Origin of the sequence: Bacillus sp. AFS073361 (genome assembly GCF_002567005.1) — a bacterium.
Taxonomy (GTDB): domain Bacteria; phylum Bacillota; class Bacilli; order Bacillales; family Cytobacillaceae; genus Neobacillus.
In genome coordinates this window covers 19,993-35,602 of the sequence record NZ_NUZU01000041.1, presented here as the reverse complement: position 1 = coordinate 35,602, position 15,610 = coordinate 19,993, and the positions used below count along the sequence as shown (strand labels likewise).

Here is a 15,610-nt window from a genome sequence, read left to right as displayed (position 1 = left end):
CCGCAGACGCTGAAAGCGGCGAGGAGGCTCCCCGAACCGCCCGCGGAAAGCGAAGCCGCCTGGAACGGAAATCAACAGACTAGTTTAATGTAGGCAAATAAAAATGACTGTCGATTTAAAACCCGAAATCCTTCGGATTTGTCGACAGTCTGAGGTGTCAATCCATCGATTGACACCTTTTTTATTGCACAACCATTAAGATAAAAACAATTGTAAAACAAATAGATACAACATTACACAGCAAATATAAATACTTGCGAAGGAAAGATTCCAGTTCGACACCTTATAAGAGCTTTCCTTCACGATACTTGACATAAGCCCTAACGTGGCATTATATGGACCAACTAGAAAAGCAGAAACAGCACCTGCTAACATCGCCACCGTTAAGATATGTGGTGAAATACCAACGACTGCTGGGTTTAACCCTTCGGTCATTAATGCCAGTGAAACGGCAGGATGCAAGCCTAAAAAGGCTAGAGCCAGCGGGATTAACGGCAGTATAATCAAAAAGATCTCCACACCTGCAAAATTAATAAACTTATTGACCCAGGCATCCAGCCAGACATTTGCATGTGAAATGTTGATGGTTGAGATGAAAAAACCGGCTGATAAGTAGATGAAGAATTGGTCCTTCATGCTTACAGAGAACGTTTTTAAATGATTAAGCAAATGGGCACCGAACTCTTTACCTTTTTTTAAGAAGAGAGCCCAAGTGAACGAAAATGGGATAACCATTAATGATACTAATATTAAAAATGGATAAGGGAACTTTGATTCTACTAAAGAAATAACAACATTAAATATAACAATCGCCAGTAGTATTTGGAAGACTCTCCTTGAACGATTAGCTGGATTGCTTGTTTCTAAGGTAGCAGCGGTTTCGTGGACGGACAGGTCCTGTTTATTATGGATCATTATACTTGCTCTACGTGAACCAATATACCAATCCACACCTACTCCCACGATGCTTAACGGAATTACATATGGAAGAATTGATACCCAGCTGACGCCGGTCATTGTGATCACAATCCCAACAATCGGGGTAACAGGTGCCCAAAGTAATGGCATCGCAAATCCGCGTGTAATCGCTCTGCTCATAAACCTCTCTTTATTCTCAACGGGAATCACATCTAATGCAGGCCTTATCGAGTAATAAGTCATTGGCAAGGTAGCCAAATTCATAAAAATACTAAAAAAATACGAAATGCCAGAAGTGATCATATACAGTTGGCCTGAGGTCTTTACCCTTTTTGTAATTATACTTTGGATGCCGCCGCTATATCCGCCTAATTTAATTGGAATCCCTAATATCGGGATCAGCGTAAACATGGTGAGTAAGTCCAGCATCGGGCCGAAAGAGAGTATGTATTGCTGCCAAGAGGCCCCGCTCGTCAATAGTAAGACTACTCCAGATAGTAAAAATGTACCGCCTAATACTTGAACAAATCGCTTCGCCTGAAATATGGTAATAAGGACAATCAAAAGACTTAGCGAGGAAATAAGGACACCAAGATGGAGCCCTGGTAAAAGTACAGAGAATAAATACATTAAAATAACGATAAAAAACATATACCTCAGCATATCAACACCCTATCCTTTCAAGAATTGTATACCAAACACATGTTTAAAACTTGAAAAAGTCACAATTTGGTCAAGAATTAATAATTAATTTGGTATTTGGTATACAAAATACTTGTTTTCTGTTTCTCCCCGTTATAAAATTACAGTATCAAATAACTCATTAATAGGGGGCTTATACATGTTTAAGTTTCTATTTAGTTCTAAAAGTGCTGTAGAAAAAGCTGAGAGAAAATTAGCTTCACTAAGAAAAACGCTTAAATTTTAACCTCACACATTCAACCGCTACTACCATGTGGCGGTTATTTTTTATTTTTAAAAGTAGAAAATCCGGAAAGAAAGCAGCGCCTCTCCGGATTTTTTCTATTTTGAAACGATCATTTAAGAAGGATGAAAAATCTTAAACCGCAACCTCAGTTGATTTAACTAGTTTGGAGTTTACAGAATCTTGACTGTTTCCAGAAGCTTTTACGATCTCATTTAATTCCTCACGTGCAGCTTCAAGTGTATCAAACTTCTCAAAAAACTTGACAGCAATCTGGTTAACATATTCCTTTCCTTCATATTTCTCGAATAATTGGATTTTAATCGTTTCGTCAAGTACTTCAGCAATTGTGTATTTCGCCTTTAAACTATCAAAGAAATAGAAATGGTAGGTTTCAACCGGTTTTAAGCCATCGTTTTCAAGAACCGTTTGGAAGGTATCCTTATTTGTTAGTACTATATATTTCCCCATCTAAAACACTCCTTAAAGTAATTTATTTGTCCTTTTTAAAAAAATAAATCAGGTAAGTATGGTTTTTTGTTGCTATAAGTATCGACACCTATTGATGAAGAATATTTCGTTACTCACCTCCAAGGAATATTGTATACCAAACTCTTATGTGTATTTTAACGTATGCAGTTAAATTGTTCAAGAACATATTCTAAATATTTAAATAATTCCTAGTTTAGTGCTAGAATAAGAGCTTAACTTTAAAAAAATTAATCTTTTTTTAAATTCTAGTTTGCTTCTCTATCCAAAAGATTGTATACTTCAGAAAAGTATCATAATTTTTAGAAAAAACAGAAAGGGGTAACAATATGCCAAAAGTAATCCTTCATGTGGATGGTACGACAATCGAACAAGAGGTTAAAGATAATGCCAATTTAGTTGTTTTGGCTGGTACCCGCCAACTTCCTAAACTAAAGTATGGCTGCGGAATGGGACGCTGTACAAAATGTGCATGTATCGTAGTGAATGGATCTGAAGGGCTGACACCAGCGAATTGGAAAGAAGAAAAAATGCTTGGTGATAAGGTAAATGAGGGGTATCGGTTAACGTGCCAATTAACAATTAAAGAGGATATTGAAATTTCGCAAGAAAATATTTCAGTACAACCTCCGAAGAAGCAATCAGTGATCCAATCTTAATAGGGAATGTATTTTATTATTAAAAATGGTATACAAAATACAATAAACACAAGTAGGTGATTACACATGGATTGTTATGATCTAACCAGTATGACATGGAAAGAAGTAGAAGCAGCTTTAAAGACGGTTCAATTTGCTATCATTCCAATTGGTGCCCATGAACAGCACGGCCCTCATATGGTTGAAAGTTGTGATGCTGTTTTAGCAGAGAGGATGGCCAAGAAATTAGGACAAAAAATGTTTCCTTATGCATTGGTGACACCAACTGTTAATATGGGGGTTTCTCAGCATCATTTGAATTTTCCGGGAACCATCTCCTTGCAGCCGACCACATTAATTGCAGTATTAAAGGATGTGGTTTCGTCCTTGAAGCATCACGGGATTGAAAAGTTTTTATTTTTAAATTCTCACGGGGGCAACCAGTCGACGCTTAATGTGGCATCAATGATGTTATCAAAAGAACTAGATGTAGAAATCTATTATGCCAAAACAACTGCCTCTGCTAAAAAGGCAATTAAGGAAAATGTCACATCCGCCTTATTTGGTCATAGTTGTGAGCGTGAAGTATCGGAAGCGCTTTATTTAGCACCTGAACTTGTCCGCCTTGAAAAACTTGAGAAAGGTGATATTCAAGAAGAAGGAAGATGGAAGCAGCTCAGACCTGGTAAAGCGATTCAAGGATTTTATTATTATGAAGAAATGACGAATAATGGCTGCATTGGAGATGGCACAAAAGCCAGTTGGGAGATTGGCCAGGAGATCGTAGAAGAAGCATTAGATAATCTATCAAAAGAACTTTATAAATTGTTAGATTTGCAAGTGAATGTCCACCAATAATCATAGATTTAAAAAAAGAAAAATAATCTTTAAAAAATTCTAAAAATTATATTTACAAATAAACAATATCTTGGTAGTATAAACGTAAGGTATACCAAATCAATAGTTTTACAAAAAAAGAGAGTGTTGGAAAGGGAAAATATCCACAATCTTTTAATTTTTAAACTAACTTGGTATACAAAATATCAAATACCAATCTAAGGTTGGTGCCTACATAAAATTAGAGGAGGAGTTTCAGTTGACAGAATTATTATCTAAAGATGAATTTCGCAGACAATTAGAGGAAGCAATTAAAGGTAACCATAGCCAGAAGGCTGCATTTACAGTAGCTTGGGCAGAGGGCAAACTGGAAAGAAAACACTTTGCTAGTTGGGCTGAAAATCACTACCATTATGTAGGACCATTCGCTGATTACTTAGCGTATATTTACCACAATACTCCACAAGATCCAAAGTTTGCAGCTGCAAAAGATTTCACTCTACAAAATATGTATGAAGAAGAAATCGCAGCAGATCGTCACACGGACTTATTGATTCGTTTCGCGGAAGCTTGCGGTACGACTGCAGAAAGAATTATTGATCCTAACAATATGGCTCCAACTACTTTAGGTCTTCAAAGCTGGTGTTTTGCAGTAGCAGCACGTGAGAATTTTGTGGTAGCAACTGCGGCTCTTGTTGTTGGATTAGAATCACAAGTTCCTGATATTTACAGGAAGCAAACTCCTGCTTTACGTGAAAAATACGGATTTACTGATGAAGAAATCGAATTCTTCGACTTACACATCGTTTCAGATGAGATTCATGGTGAACGCGGTTACAAAATTGTTCTTGACCATGCTGACACACCAGAATTACAACAACGTTGCTTAGAAGTTGTTCGTACAGGAGCTAAAATGCGCCGTATGTACATGGATGGACTTTGGAAAGAGTATATTGAAAAAGATCTAGGCGCTCTTGTTGAAACAAAGTAAATAGATAATTGGAAGAGTTGTTATCGGCCGTCATATTAATCTTGTAATTTAAGGTTTAAGTGACGGCCATTTCTATAGAGTTATGTTTTCTATTAATTGCTGGGAACTTAATAAATGAAAAAAGGTGATAGTAGTGATTACTACAAAAGTAGAGACATTCAATAATTATATCAATGGAGAATGGCAGGAATCGGTTAGCAAGAAAACATTTTTTAGTGTGAATCCGGCAAATACCGAAGATCTTGTCGGTGAATTCCAAGCATCAAACGAACAGGATGTACAACTAGCGATTGAAGCGGCCAAGAATGCTTTTCCTAGCTGGTACCAAACAGCACCTTCCAAACGAGCAGCGATCTTAAATAAAGCTGCCAGTATTCTCGAGCAAAATGTTGCCTCTTTGGCAGAAGAGTTAACAAGGGAAGAAGGCAAGCATGTTGATGATGCTAAGAATGAGATATTACGTTCTGCGCAAACCCTCCGATATTATGCAGTAGAAGGGCAAAGTTTTACAGGGGAAACCTTTCCAAATGATGATGCAAACATGAAAGTTTCAACGGAAAGAGAACCACTCGGAGTTGTCAGTGTCATTACTCCATGGAACTTTCCGCTTTCTATTCCAGCCCGAAAAATTGCTCCTGCTTTAATCACGGGGAATACGGTTGTTTTTAAACCTTCCTCTGATACTCCATTGATCGCTTTTCGTCTAGTTGAGGCATTAGATAAGGCGGGCATTCCAAAAGGCGTGATTAACTTTGTTACGGGAAAAGCATCAGATGTTGGCGATCTATTGGTCACTCATCCAGCAGTTAGAGCTGTCACATTTACAGGTTCAACTGCGGCGGGGGAAGACATTCATCAAAAAGCAGGCTTTACAACCCGGACACAAATGGAATTGGGCGGGAAGAATCCGCTTATTGTTATGGAGGATGCAGATCTCGATCTTGCCGCTACATTGACGGTAAACGGGGGCTTCTCACTAACAGGGCAAGCTTGTACAGGCACAAGTCGTGTTATCGTCTTGAAAAACGTAAAAGAGGCATTTGTTCAAAAGCTCGTTGAAAAAACAAGCGCACTTAAAGTCGGGAATGGTTTTGAGGCTGGTGTGAAAATTGGACCGCTTGCCAACGAAAAGCAATTGAAAAATGTCTTAAAGTATATTGAATTTGGAAAAGAAGATGGCGCTGAATTGGTCTATGGCGGTGAGCAATTATTATCTGGAGAATTTGAAAAAGGATATTATGTTCAGCCGGCAATTTTTACGAATGTAAAAGCGAATTCGCGGATTGCAAAAGAAGAAATCTTTGGTCCAGTGGTGGCTGTAATTGAAGTAGATACATATGAAGAAGCCATCGCTGTTGCAAATGATGTTGAATATGGTTTATCCGCTTCGATTGTGACAAATAATCTTAAAATCGCTAACCAATTTACCAAAGATATCCAAGCGGGGACAGTTAAGGTTAACCGAACCACGACTGGCAATTTAATGAATGCTCCATTTGGAGGCTTGAAAAAATCAAGTACCTCTACCTTCCGTGAATCAGGAAGAGTGGGCTTAGAGTTCTTTACGCAATTAAAAACGGTCTATATGGGCTATTAATAACAATATGATATATAAAGGAGAACGGGTATGAAGTCTGTATTAAAAATTGAACTTGAAGAAGCAAAGTTGATGATTGAGGCAGCAAAGAATAAATCAGAAGAGATTAATGTCTTTGAAACGATCGCTATTGTTGATGATGGTGGTAATCTAATTGCACTAGAGCGTATGAATGGTGCCCGCATTACAGGACCAGAAATCTCGATTGCGAAAGCATACACAGCTGCTGGTCACAAACGCTCCACCCATTTGTTTAACAAAGAACCTAACGGACCTGCGCTTCCTGGAAACGAAGCCTTCGGAATTCAACAAATGCTTCCAGGGAAGTTCGCTATTTTTGTTGGCGGGTTCCCAATTGTTGTCAATGGTGAAGTGGTAGGTGGGATTGGTGTAAGTGGTGGAAACGGCGAGCAAGATACTGCCGTAGGAACCGCAGCACTTCAAGCATTACAAACGTATCTAGAAAGCGATGGCCTAGAAGTAATTACTTCAGCAGATATAAAAAAATAAGAAAAATGGGGCCTCATTCATGTATGTTTTTCGCAGAATGAGGTCTATCTTAATCTACGCTTCTATTAAAAAAGGGCTATAAATGTTATATTGGTATAAAAAGGGGGAGAATCAACTGAAAACATATCTTGAGTTAGCTATTGGATTTGCTCGCACCGGTATGACTGGGTATGGGGGCGGACCCTCTACTATACCGTTGATTGAATTTGAAGCTGTGAAAAAATACAAGTGGATGGACGAACAAGAATTTGTAGAAATCCTCGCATTAGCTAATACCTTGCCAGGGCCGATTGCCACAAAAATGGCTGCGTATATTGGTTACAAGGTAAAGGGATATTTAGGGGCAACCGTGGCCATTCTTACCCACATTCTGCCTTCCATTGTTGCGATGATTGCCTTATTGGGTGTACTTTATTCCTTTAAAGAATCACCGATTGTCAGCGGGATGGTTCAAGGAGTTACTCCGGTAATTGGATTTATGTTGTTGGAAATGGCTTACCGATTTTTTCAAAATGGCCGTAAAGGCTTAGGTTTTCCGATCATGCTCACGCTTTCGATTGTTACATTGATTATCGTTCAGTTCCTGGGAGTACATCCAGGTATTCTAATTGCGGTATTTCTCATTACTGCCTATATCATTGCTGATCGAAAGGAAAAAGCGGCAAAAGCTTCAGCTGAGATGCTTCTTCAGAGAAAGGAAAAAAGTTCATGATCTATTTGCATATTTTTTGGTCGTTTTTTATTGCTAATTTATTGGGATACGGCGGCGGACCTGCAACAATACCTTTAATTCAAAATGAAGTGGTCAACCATTACCATTGGATGAGTCTTTCCGAGTTTGGGGATGTCTTAGCAATTGCAAATGCCCTGCCAGGACCGATTGCCACTAAAATGGGGGGCTATATAGGTTATCAACTAGGGGGAATTCTCGGTGCAACGATTGCTCTAATCGCAACGATACTGCCTTCTGCATTAGCCGTTATTTTACTTTTTAAATTTATCAATCTATTTAAAGGTTCTCCAAAAGTTGCGCTTATGACAAAGTCTGTTCAGCCGATTATTTTCATTTTACTTGCTGTAATGGCTTATCAGTTCTTTTTATCAGCCTATGAAAACAGTGGTCTTTTTCACTTAGTTTTATTAGCTGTGGTTAGTTATTTTGCTTTAATAAAAATAAAAATGCACCCATCTCTGTTAATTGTTTGCTGTTTAGTTTATGGTGGAGTTTTTCTTTCGTAAGATGGAAAGTTAAAAAATAATAAAAATGAGCGGGTGGAAGTTATGGATTTAAGATGGGAGGAAAACAATCTTTTATCGATTCGTGAGCATGCATATAACTATTTAAAGGAAATGATTCTTGAGGGCGAATTAAAAGCCGGCGACCGGTTAATTGAACGAGAACTGGCTGGGAAATTAGGCATCAGCCGGACACCGATTCGAGAGGCCATGTTTCGCTTGGAGTCCCAAGGGTTTGTAAAAACAGTTCCAAGAAAAGGTGTCGTGGTCTCGAATATATCAGAGAATGAAGTCATCGAAGTATTTACAATTCTTTCCTCATTAGAAGTCCTTGCCGTTAAATTGGCCGCGGGGCGGATTGATAAAGAAACACAACTAGAATTGGATCAAAAGATAAAAGAACTAATAGAGTTAAGAGATCAAGCAGAAGAAAATTTTAATTTTGAACATATAGAAATGAATCGTCTTATTAACAAAGCATCAAAAAGCCCTAAATTATTTGAGATTCTCTCTGGTTTGATTGACTATATACATATGGCTGCAAATATGGGATACGAGACACCAGGGAGAAGAAAAGAATCATTAAAAGAACACATCGATATCATGAAAGCCTTGCGTGATAAGGAAGCGGAAATGGCTGAATATTTAATGAGGATTCATATTGAAAACTCGAAAAAAGCTTACATCAATTATATTGAAAGTATAAAACAAAAGCTTAACAAAAAGGAAAAGTTGATGTCCACCTGATCCATTCTGGAAAGATCTCAGGATGAGTTTTCATCAATGTTCATGACCACACCGTCTCCTCGATGTGGTCTAAAATTTACCTTTTTCAAAAAATGAAAAAATTTAAAATATTTATATTGTCTGATAATTTTAAATATGGTATATTGTATACCAAGAAGATAAATTAAAGGGAGGATACGAGGCATGCCAAAAATAAATTTCATTAACAGCAATAAACAATTAGAGGTACCAGAGGATTCAAATATTTTAAGGATGTCCCTTCGTTATGATGGAGAACTCCCAAATCGATGCGGTGGAGGAATTTGCGGCAACTGTGTCTTTAAAGCAGAAGAAGGTGCCGAATTCTTAGATAAGGTTAAAGTGCAGGAAAGAAGAAAGTTAGGAGAAGAGTGGTTAAATGAAGGGTATCGTCTCGGGTGTCAAACCTTCGTAACAAACGGTGACATTTCGATTTCTTGGGATGATGCGTTTACAGAAATCGTCAAAAAAAGAAAGCCAGATAAAATTCAGAAAGAAGTCACGACTATTTAGTAGGATAACCAAAAAATACAAATTCGGGGTGAGATCATGTGGGCCTGTGAAAAACATATGAAAGAAATTCTAACCTTCTTAGAAACTCCCCATATTAGCAAAGCTTCCTATAAAATAAAATGTTCACTTTGTGATAATCATGCACTTGCAAAAATCTATTACACACATAAACCTTTACATTTGAAAAAAAATAAAAAATTACGAGCATTTGCGTAACATCTATAATGCCTGCCCCCCAGTACTTTAAAATTTTGTAAGGCAGTGGGGAGCAGGCACGAAAACAAAAAGCGATGAGTTTTTTCTCATCGTTTTTTTATGTAGTAAAATAATATAAATTAGATTTATTAACATATTTGAGAATCGGATAAAAAAAGGAGAGTTGACCTGATGGAAAATAATCAGTTCGATCTATGTGTGACCCTAATCAAAAATGCGAAGAACATGGTTGTGCTTACTGGTGCCGGAGTAAGTACTGAATCAGGTATAAAGGATTTTCGTTCAAGGACTGGAGTTTATCAATTGGCACCTGAATATATTCTTTCGCTTGATTATTTTTATCAAAATCCAAAAGAGTTCTATCAATTTGCACTCGACAATCTTTATCATCCGGACGCCATGCCAAACGCAGGGCATGATATCTTGTCAAAGTGGGAAAGAGAAGGGAAAGTTTCTCATATTATTACTCAAAATATTGATGGACTTCATCAAAAAGCAGGAAGTAAAAGCGTGATTGAATTTCATGGAACAATGAAAACAGCCTCCTGCTTACATTGCAATAAAAGTTACTCGACCGAAGAAATGATAAATCGTTTTCAGACCATGAATGAATTTTATATTTGTGACCATTGCGAAACCCGGCAAAAGAGAGAGCGTTTCATAAAACCGGATGTTGTTTTATTTGGTGATACAGGTAAATGGTTTACGGTTGAAGGGTTTAATAAAATTTTACATACGATCGAAGAGGCAGATTGTCTATTGGTGTTAGGGACGAGTCTTAAGGTCACACCATTTTCAACATTCCCTCAATATAGAAGGAAAAGCACTCCATTGCTTATAATTAATATCGGTGATACTCCATATGACACGGATCGGAATACATTCGTCATTCCTGAGTCGATTGGGAAGTCCTTGACCCTGTTGGATGAACAACTAAGAAGCTGAATTAAGAAATTCACAAGAAAGTTGGTGGGAATAAGTGAGTGAAAGTAAGCAGTATGTATGGTATGCAAGTTATGGTTCAAATCTTAATAAGAATCGGTTCTTATGCTACATCAAGGGAGGAAGTCCAGCGGGATCCACGAGAGTGGAGACAGGCTGTAAAGATCAATCACTGCCGATAGCAGAGTCTTCTTTAAAATTCAATTATCCGCTTTACTTTGCTAAGGAGGCAGCAGGGTGGCAATCGCAAGGTGTGGCCTTTATAGGATTAAATCAAGTAGAAGATTCGCACACTTATAGTAAAAAATATTTAATCACTAGTGAACAGTTTTTAGATGTGGTGAAACAGGAGAATAGTGGGAAAATCTTCGAAATAGATTTAAACGAGGTAAAAGAAAAAGGGGCAAAAATATTTCGCCGCCATGCTTGGTATGGAAATATTATTTATCTTGGTGAGGATAGGGGGTATCCCATATTCACCTTTACTGCGCCTTGGGAACAAGCTGAAGTAGAAATGAAGAAGCCATCCCATAATTATTTAGCCACTATTATTAACGGGTTAAAAACAGACTATACGAACGAAGAAATTTTTTATTATCTTCAAAATAAACCAGGTATACTTGGTTTCTATTCGGATGAAGAGTTAACTAGAGTGATTAATGGACCGGAGTTTTATAAACACAAAACCTTCCTAAAGTAATAGAAAGGTTTTGTGTTTATTATTTATTTTGCAAAGAAATTTTCCGTGTAGTATGGTTGTGACTCATTATTAAATGCCACGCCCACCCCTAAATACTCATAACCCTTACGTAAGATATTTTCCCGGTGCCCAAGTGAGTTCATTAAACCTTCATGGGCGAAAATACTGCTAAATTGGCCGTAGGCCAGGTTTTCGCCTGCCAAATGAAAGGTGATATCATCCTCTTTCATCCGGTCAAACGGAGATTGTCCTTTAAGGTTGGTGTGATCAAAATACTGATGGACCGCCATGTCGGTACTATGTTTACGGGCTGTTTCGCGAACATGCTCATCCCATGACAATACAGGCAGTTGATGGTTGACTCGTGCGGCATTTGTCAAATCAAATAACTGATATTCAAAGCCTTCTTTTAAAGCTGAATTCCCTTTTGTGTAGAAATCCGCTTTCCCCTCTTCAAAGTCTTTGTTGATCAATTGTATGGCGGTAACTGTATTATTTTCATGCTTATCATAAAAGACGGTAACATAGGTTCCCTTAACTAAAAACAAATCATTATCACTATTTTCCTGCAGTTGGTATACCGTGAACCCTTTTTGAATTTTCGTTAAAGGCTCCCCGAGCTTTTCACGAACGGTTTTTTTCGAGCTTCCGAGTTTAATGCCGTTCTTTGAAGCAATTAAATCTTGGTTGGTATACAAACCGGCGGCTTTGTTGTTTTCGTCATACATGACCATAAAGAAATCCTGATAATTCTGGTGATAGGTATACCAATCCGTCCCGTATTCATTAAAGGATATTCGGTTTGCGTTTCCTAAATTATGTTCAATATCTTCTTTGAGATTTCCAATTTCAACATTATGAATTGAAAAAACTTGTTCAGTAGGAATGGTCAACGCTACTTTTTCTTTCTGTTGTTGAGGTTGTTGTTTAGTAAGTGGACTATCTTTCAATTGGAAGCCTAGTTGTTTCCCTAATTGTTCAACTTTTTCGGAAAAACTATTAAGTGTTTCTGCTAATGTTGTGTTGTCTTTGACATTTATTACAGACTGAATGGAATCAGCCGTCTTCTCGATATCGCCTTTTTCCAATTGTTTGTCGATGACAGGGAGTGAAAATTTAAATAAAAGAATGAATGAGATGATTGCCAGAAATCGTACCATGTTCGTTTCCTCCATTTCTATTAGAATTGTAGCCAATTTTAAGAAAATGTATAAGTAATATGCTTGAGGGGAATGATATTTGGTTTTATTTGGATCAATCTATTCAATTCATCTAAATCTTCAGGTTTGTTAAGAACAAGTTTCCGAACATACTTTTTTAAATTTAGTTCTTCAATAATAGTTTTTGGTGAGTTCATAACTTTGTTTCCTCTATAAAATTAATCCCATACCTCTGGATTAACAAGATTCTTCGGTCGTTTTCCAGTTAGTCCTGCTTCTAAATTCTCGACGGCAAGTTTGGCCATTTTTAGTTCCGTTTCGTGAGTGGAGGACCCGATATGCGGGGTCGTTACCACATTGGAAAACTGCAGCAGCGGGTGATCTGCTTTGAGAGGCTCATTTTGGAATACGTCTAATGCGGCACCATGGATTTCGTTTATCCGTAATGCTTCAATTAGAGCTTTTTCATCCACTGTTTTTCCGCGCGAACCATTTACGAAAATAGCCGAATTTTTCATCAATTTAAATTCGCGTTCTCCCATTATATTTTCAGTTTCAGGAGTGAGCGGAGTCATTAAACAAACAAAATCGGATTGCATAAGTAAGGTATCTAATGAAGAGTAAACAGCGTTGTATTTTTCTTCAGCTTCAAGGTTCCGGGTACGGTTGTAGTATAGAATGTTCATGTCAAAGCCAAAATGCCCGCGTTTTGCAATTAATGAACCGATTTTCCCCATTCCAATAATACCTAATGTTTTATGATGAACATCAACGGCATATTCTTTCCTAGTTAGATGTTGCTTCCACTTCCCTGTTTTTACAAATTGGTCTAATTCAGGGATGCGTCTTGCAGCAGCAAGGAGGATACCGAAAATCGCATCTGCCGTAGTGTCCTCAAGTACGCCTGGAGTGTTTGTTCCCATAATACCACGCTTGGTCATCTCTTCAAGGGATAGGTTATTAAAACCTGTCGAGTTATTGGAAACAATTTTTAAATTCGGAGCTCGGTCCAATAATTCTTTATCAACTGGGAGCGCGAGTCCGACAATCCCTTCAGCCTTCTCAAGAGCATGCAAAAACGCTGGGTCTGTCTTGGGATTGATTCGTTCAAAAATTTCCACATCGAAATGATCTCTTAATCGATCTAGCGTTTCAGAGAATTCAAAGTTATAAGCAAGTATTTTTCTTTTCATAAGGGAATATGTCCTTCTCCTTCTGTTTATATGAATATATTTCTAAGGTGACATAGAATTTTTAAAGAGTCAACAATATTAATTGTTGTATTGATACTTAATTTTGACAGTATTTTCATCAGTAAAAGTGAAATTTTTGAGTAAGAGGAATTTATTGTTTAAGTTTATTACATCATGTGTTAGAATATGTAACATCAGAATTGTTAAACAATTCACATTTTTAAAAATAAACAAAATGGGCAGGTGGTATTTTGGGAAACGAAACCTCATCCTATCGTGAACAAAAGGTTATAACCATAGGAATTGTGACAGAATTGACGGGTCTAACAAGCAGACAAATACACTATTATGAAACACGAAAGCTTATTTTTCCAGACAGGACCCCAAATGGGACACGGAAATACTCATTTGCGGATATTGAAAGACTAATAGAAATTGCAGAAAAAATTGAAGAAGGGGTCCAAACGATGGAAATTCGCAGAGATTTCTCCAAAAAGGAAAAGCGTAAGATGATTATTGGTCAAATCAATTCCCATTTTAATCGGAATGGGCCAATAAAATAGTATTTGTAATTTGCAGGAATGAGCAGTGCTAATGGAGGCCTGCTCTTTTTTGTATCATCTCAGATTTAAAAAAAATTTATCTTTCCAAATTTTTAATCCCTTCTTTTTATCGCTATAATTAGAGTAATCAATGGAAATTTTTATAAGTGAAACATTCAATGTATTGAAAAATAGAAGGGTGGATGTAAATGAAGTATAACTTTGATGAAGTTGTTAACCGAAGAGGAACCTACTCAATTAAATGGGATGGAGGGGAGCTTCTTAAACAGATTGGGCTGACAGAACGATATGATGAAGAGACGATTCCATTATTTACAGCGGATATGGATTTACCAGTACCCCAGCCATTAGTTGATGCCTTACATAAGACCGTCGATCACCGAATTTTCGGCTATACTATCTTTCCAAAAGAGTATTATGAAGCCATCCAGCATTGGTTTAAAAAGAGACATGATTGGGAGATTTCACAGGAAGAAATCAGTTTTAGTCCTGGAACAGTCCATGCCTTAAATGTGGCTGTCAAAGCTTTAACCAATCCAGGAGATGGCATCATTATCCAACGTCCTGTCTATCCACCGTTTACTTCCGCAATAGAAGCCAACGGTCGAAAAGTCGTGAATAATGCCCTTAAAGCAAATAGTGAAGGGTACTTTCAAATTGATTTTGCTGATTTTGAAGCGAAAGCAAAAGAAGAAACAACTAAAATGTTCATCTTATGCAACCCGCATAATCCCACCGGAAGAGTGTTTACTCAGGATGAATTAAGGAAATTAGCCGATATTTGTACGGAGCATGATGTTCTCATAGTTGCCGATGAAATACATGGTGATTTAGTTCGTCGAAATCAGACGTTTACTCCAATCGCAAAGGTTTCTGAACATCGTGACCGGATTATTACTTTTACAGCAATCAACAAAACATTCAATGTTGCTGGACTTCATTGTACGAATGTGATTATCTCGAATCCAGATCTTAGAAACACTTATAATAAGGTTATGGGCATGCACTTACCATCTCCATTTACTGTTTCAGCTTTGATTGCTGTTTACAATGAAGGAGAAGACTGGTTAGAGCAGTTGAAAGACTATATTGATGGGACTATGGAGTGGGCTGCTACGTTCTTAGCGGAGAAAATGCCGAAAGTTAAGGTGAGAATTCCAGAAGGAACCTATATTATGTGGATGGATTTTAGCGATTATGGCCTCTCACCGGAAGAAATCCATGATCGTATTTACAACAAAGCGAATGTCCTGCTTGAAGATGGAAAGATGTTTGGTGAGGAAGGGTTACAGTGGCAAAGAATCTGTATTCCATCACCCAGACCACTCATACAGGAAGCGTTTGAAAGAATTGCAAGAGAGTTTGATGACCTAAGTTGATGGAATAAGAATCACGAAGACTCCTGCGGGAGTACGGG

17 protein-coding genes are annotated in these 15,610 nt (G+C 37.6%); 13 read left to right on the top strand and 4 right to left on the bottom strand.

Annotation, left to right across the window (positions count from 1 at the left end; all coding sequences use genetic code 11):
- Positions 1–195: 195 nt before the first annotated feature.
- Both COJ96_RS23325 and COJ96_RS23320 read right to left on the bottom strand, forming a co-directional pair.
- Entirely contained in the window at positions 196–1,581 is a 1,386-nt protein-coding gene (locus COJ96_RS23325) for a hypothetical protein (RefSeq protein ID WP_098576199.1), read from the bottom strand.
- Positions 1,582–1,978: 397 nt separating this feature from the next.
- A complete protein-coding gene (locus COJ96_RS23320) occupies positions 1,979–2,314 on the bottom strand; it encodes a hypothetical protein (RefSeq protein ID WP_098576198.1) in 336 nt (111 codons plus the stop codon).
- Positions 2,315–2,661: 347 nt separating this feature from the next.
- Here COJ96_RS23320 and COJ96_RS23315 point away from each other — a divergent pair, with 347 nt between their 5' ends.
- The 11 genes from COJ96_RS23315 to COJ96_RS23260 all read left to right on the top strand — a co-directional run bounded on the left by COJ96_RS23315 (position 2,662) and on the right by COJ96_RS23260 (position 11,277).
- Positions 2,662–2,991 (top strand): 2Fe-2S iron-sulfur cluster-binding protein, encoded by a 330-nt coding sequence (locus COJ96_RS23315; RefSeq protein ID WP_098576197.1) that lies wholly within the window; start codon positions 2,662–2,664, stop codon positions 2,989–2,991.
- 66 nt (positions 2,992–3,057) lie between these two features.
- On the top strand, positions 3,058–3,828 hold the full coding sequence (locus COJ96_RS23310; protein WP_098576196.1) for a creatininase family protein: 771 nt from the start codon (positions 3,058–3,060) through the stop codon (positions 3,826–3,828).
- A gap of 238 nt (positions 3,829–4,066) precedes the next feature.
- Entirely contained in the window at positions 4,067–4,798 is a 732-nt protein-coding gene (locus tag COJ96_RS23305; RefSeq protein ID WP_026567517.1) for an iron-containing redox enzyme family protein, read from the top strand.
- Positions 4,799–4,931: 133 nt separating this feature from the next.
- The gene (locus tag COJ96_RS23300) at positions 4,932–6,395 is read left to right on the top strand and encodes an aldehyde dehydrogenase family protein (protein WP_218936522.1); all 1,464 of its coding nucleotides are present in this window, start codon (positions 4,932–4,934) and stop codon (positions 6,393–6,395) included.
- A 30-nt stretch (positions 6,396–6,425) separates the two neighbouring features.
- Positions 6,426–6,905 (top strand): GlcG/HbpS family heme-binding protein, encoded by a 480-nt coding sequence (locus COJ96_RS23295; protein ID WP_098576194.1) that lies wholly within the window; start codon positions 6,426–6,428, stop codon positions 6,903–6,905.
- 82 nt (positions 6,906–6,987) lie between these two features.
- Positions 6,988–7,617 carry a chromate transporter gene (locus COJ96_RS23290; protein WP_257148616.1) on the top strand — a complete coding sequence of 210 codons (630 nt, stop codon included), beginning with the start codon at positions 6,988–6,990 and terminating at the stop codon, positions 7,615–7,617.
- Positions 7,614–8,144, top strand: coding sequence for a chromate transporter (locus tag COJ96_RS23285; protein ID WP_098576193.1), 531 nt, complete (start codon positions 7,614–7,616; stop codon positions 8,142–8,144). Before COJ96_RS23290 ends, COJ96_RS23285 begins: the two co-directional genes overlap by 4 nt.
- Positions 8,145–8,186: 42 nt before the next feature.
- Positions 8,187–8,888 (top strand): GntR family transcriptional regulator, encoded by a 702-nt coding sequence (locus COJ96_RS23280; RefSeq protein WP_098576192.1) that lies wholly within the window; start codon positions 8,187–8,189, stop codon positions 8,886–8,888.
- A 183-nt stretch (positions 8,889–9,071) separates the two neighbouring features.
- Positions 9,072–9,419, top strand: a complete 348-nt coding sequence (locus tag COJ96_RS23275; RefSeq protein WP_098576191.1) for a 2Fe-2S iron-sulfur cluster-binding protein — start codon at positions 9,072–9,074, stop codon at positions 9,417–9,419.
- Positions 9,420–9,806: 387 nt separating this feature from the next.
- The gene (locus tag COJ96_RS23265) at positions 9,807–10,580 is read left to right on the top strand and encodes an NAD-dependent protein deacylase (protein ID WP_098576189.1); all 774 of its coding nucleotides are present in this window, start codon (positions 9,807–9,809) and stop codon (positions 10,578–10,580) included.
- 34 nt (positions 10,581–10,614) lie between these two features.
- The gene (locus COJ96_RS23260; RefSeq protein WP_098576188.1) at positions 10,615–11,277 is read left to right on the top strand and encodes a hypothetical protein; all 663 of its coding nucleotides are present in this window, start codon (positions 10,615–10,617) and stop codon (positions 11,275–11,277) included.
- A 23-nt stretch (positions 11,278–11,300) separates the two neighbouring features.
- On the opposite strand, the gene COJ96_RS23255 is transcribed toward COJ96_RS23260, so the two are convergent.
- Together COJ96_RS23255 and COJ96_RS23250 are read right to left on the bottom strand one after the other, a co-directional pair.
- Complete coding sequence (locus COJ96_RS23255) at positions 11,301–12,437, bottom strand: CAP domain-containing protein (RefSeq protein WP_098576187.1); 1,137 nt, start codon at positions 12,435–12,437, stop codon at positions 11,301–11,303.
- A gap of 218 nt (positions 12,438–12,655) precedes the next feature.
- Positions 12,656–13,630, bottom strand: a complete 975-nt coding sequence (locus COJ96_RS23250; protein WP_098576186.1) for a 2-hydroxyacid dehydrogenase — start codon at positions 13,628–13,630, stop codon at positions 12,656–12,658.
- A 251-nt stretch (positions 13,631–13,881) separates the two neighbouring features.
- On the opposite strand from COJ96_RS23250, the gene COJ96_RS23245 reads away from it, so the two are divergent.
- Together COJ96_RS23245 and COJ96_RS23240 are read left to right on the top strand one after the other, a co-directional pair.
- Positions 13,882–14,193, top strand: coding sequence for a MerR family transcriptional regulator (locus COJ96_RS23245; RefSeq protein ID WP_098576185.1), 312 nt, complete (start codon positions 13,882–13,884; stop codon positions 14,191–14,193).
- A gap of 188 nt (positions 14,194–14,381) precedes the next feature.
- On the top strand, positions 14,382–15,572 hold the full coding sequence (locus COJ96_RS23240) for a MalY/PatB family protein (protein ID WP_098576184.1): 1,191 nt from the start codon (positions 14,382–14,384) through the stop codon (positions 15,570–15,572).
- The last annotated feature ends 38 nt before the right edge of the window (positions 15,573–15,610 follow it).

What these genes read in the sequence shown, in the direction of transcription:
- COJ96_RS23325 (WP_098576199.1), bottom strand. Translation starts at nt 1,581, where the DNA reads ATGCTGAGGTATATGTTTTTTATCGTTATTTTAATGTATTTATTCTCT.
- COJ96_RS23320 (WP_098576198.1), bottom strand. Translation starts at nt 2,314, where the DNA reads ATGGGGAAATATATAGTACTAACAAATAAGGATACCTTCCAAACGGTT.
- COJ96_RS23315 (WP_098576197.1), top strand. Translation starts at nt 2,662, where the DNA reads ATGCCAAAAGTAATCCTTCATGTGGATGGTACGACAATCGAACAAGAG.
- COJ96_RS23310 (WP_098576196.1), top strand. Translation starts at nt 3,058, where the DNA reads ATGGATTGTTATGATCTAACCAGTATGACATGGAAAGAAGTAGAAGCA.
- COJ96_RS23295 (WP_098576194.1), top strand. Translation starts at nt 6,426, where the DNA reads ATGAAGTCTGTATTAAAAATTGAACTTGAAGAAGCAAAGTTGATGATT.
- COJ96_RS23290 (WP_257148616.1), top strand. Translation starts at nt 6,988, where the DNA reads ATGTTATATTGGTATAAAAAGGGGGAGAATCAACTGAAAACATATCTT.
- COJ96_RS23285 (WP_098576193.1), top strand. Translation starts at nt 7,614, where the DNA reads ATGATCTATTTGCATATTTTTTGGTCGTTTTTTATTGCTAATTTATTG.
- COJ96_RS23280 (WP_098576192.1), top strand. Translation starts at nt 8,187, where the DNA reads ATGGATTTAAGATGGGAGGAAAACAATCTTTTATCGATTCGTGAGCAT.
- COJ96_RS23275 (WP_098576191.1), top strand. Translation starts at nt 9,072, where the DNA reads ATGCCAAAAATAAATTTCATTAACAGCAATAAACAATTAGAGGTACCA.
- COJ96_RS23265 (WP_098576189.1), top strand. Translation starts at nt 9,807, where the DNA reads ATGGAAAATAATCAGTTCGATCTATGTGTGACCCTAATCAAAAATGCG.
- COJ96_RS23255 (WP_098576187.1), bottom strand. Translation starts at nt 12,437, where the DNA reads ATGGTACGATTTCTGGCAATCATCTCATTCATTCTTTTATTTAAATTT.
- COJ96_RS23250 (WP_098576186.1), bottom strand. Translation starts at nt 13,630, where the DNA reads ATGAAAAGAAAAATACTTGCTTATAACTTTGAATTCTCTGAAACGCTA.
- COJ96_RS23240 (WP_098576184.1), top strand. Translation starts at nt 14,382, where the DNA reads ATGAAGTATAACTTTGATGAAGTTGTTAACCGAAGAGGAACCTACTCA.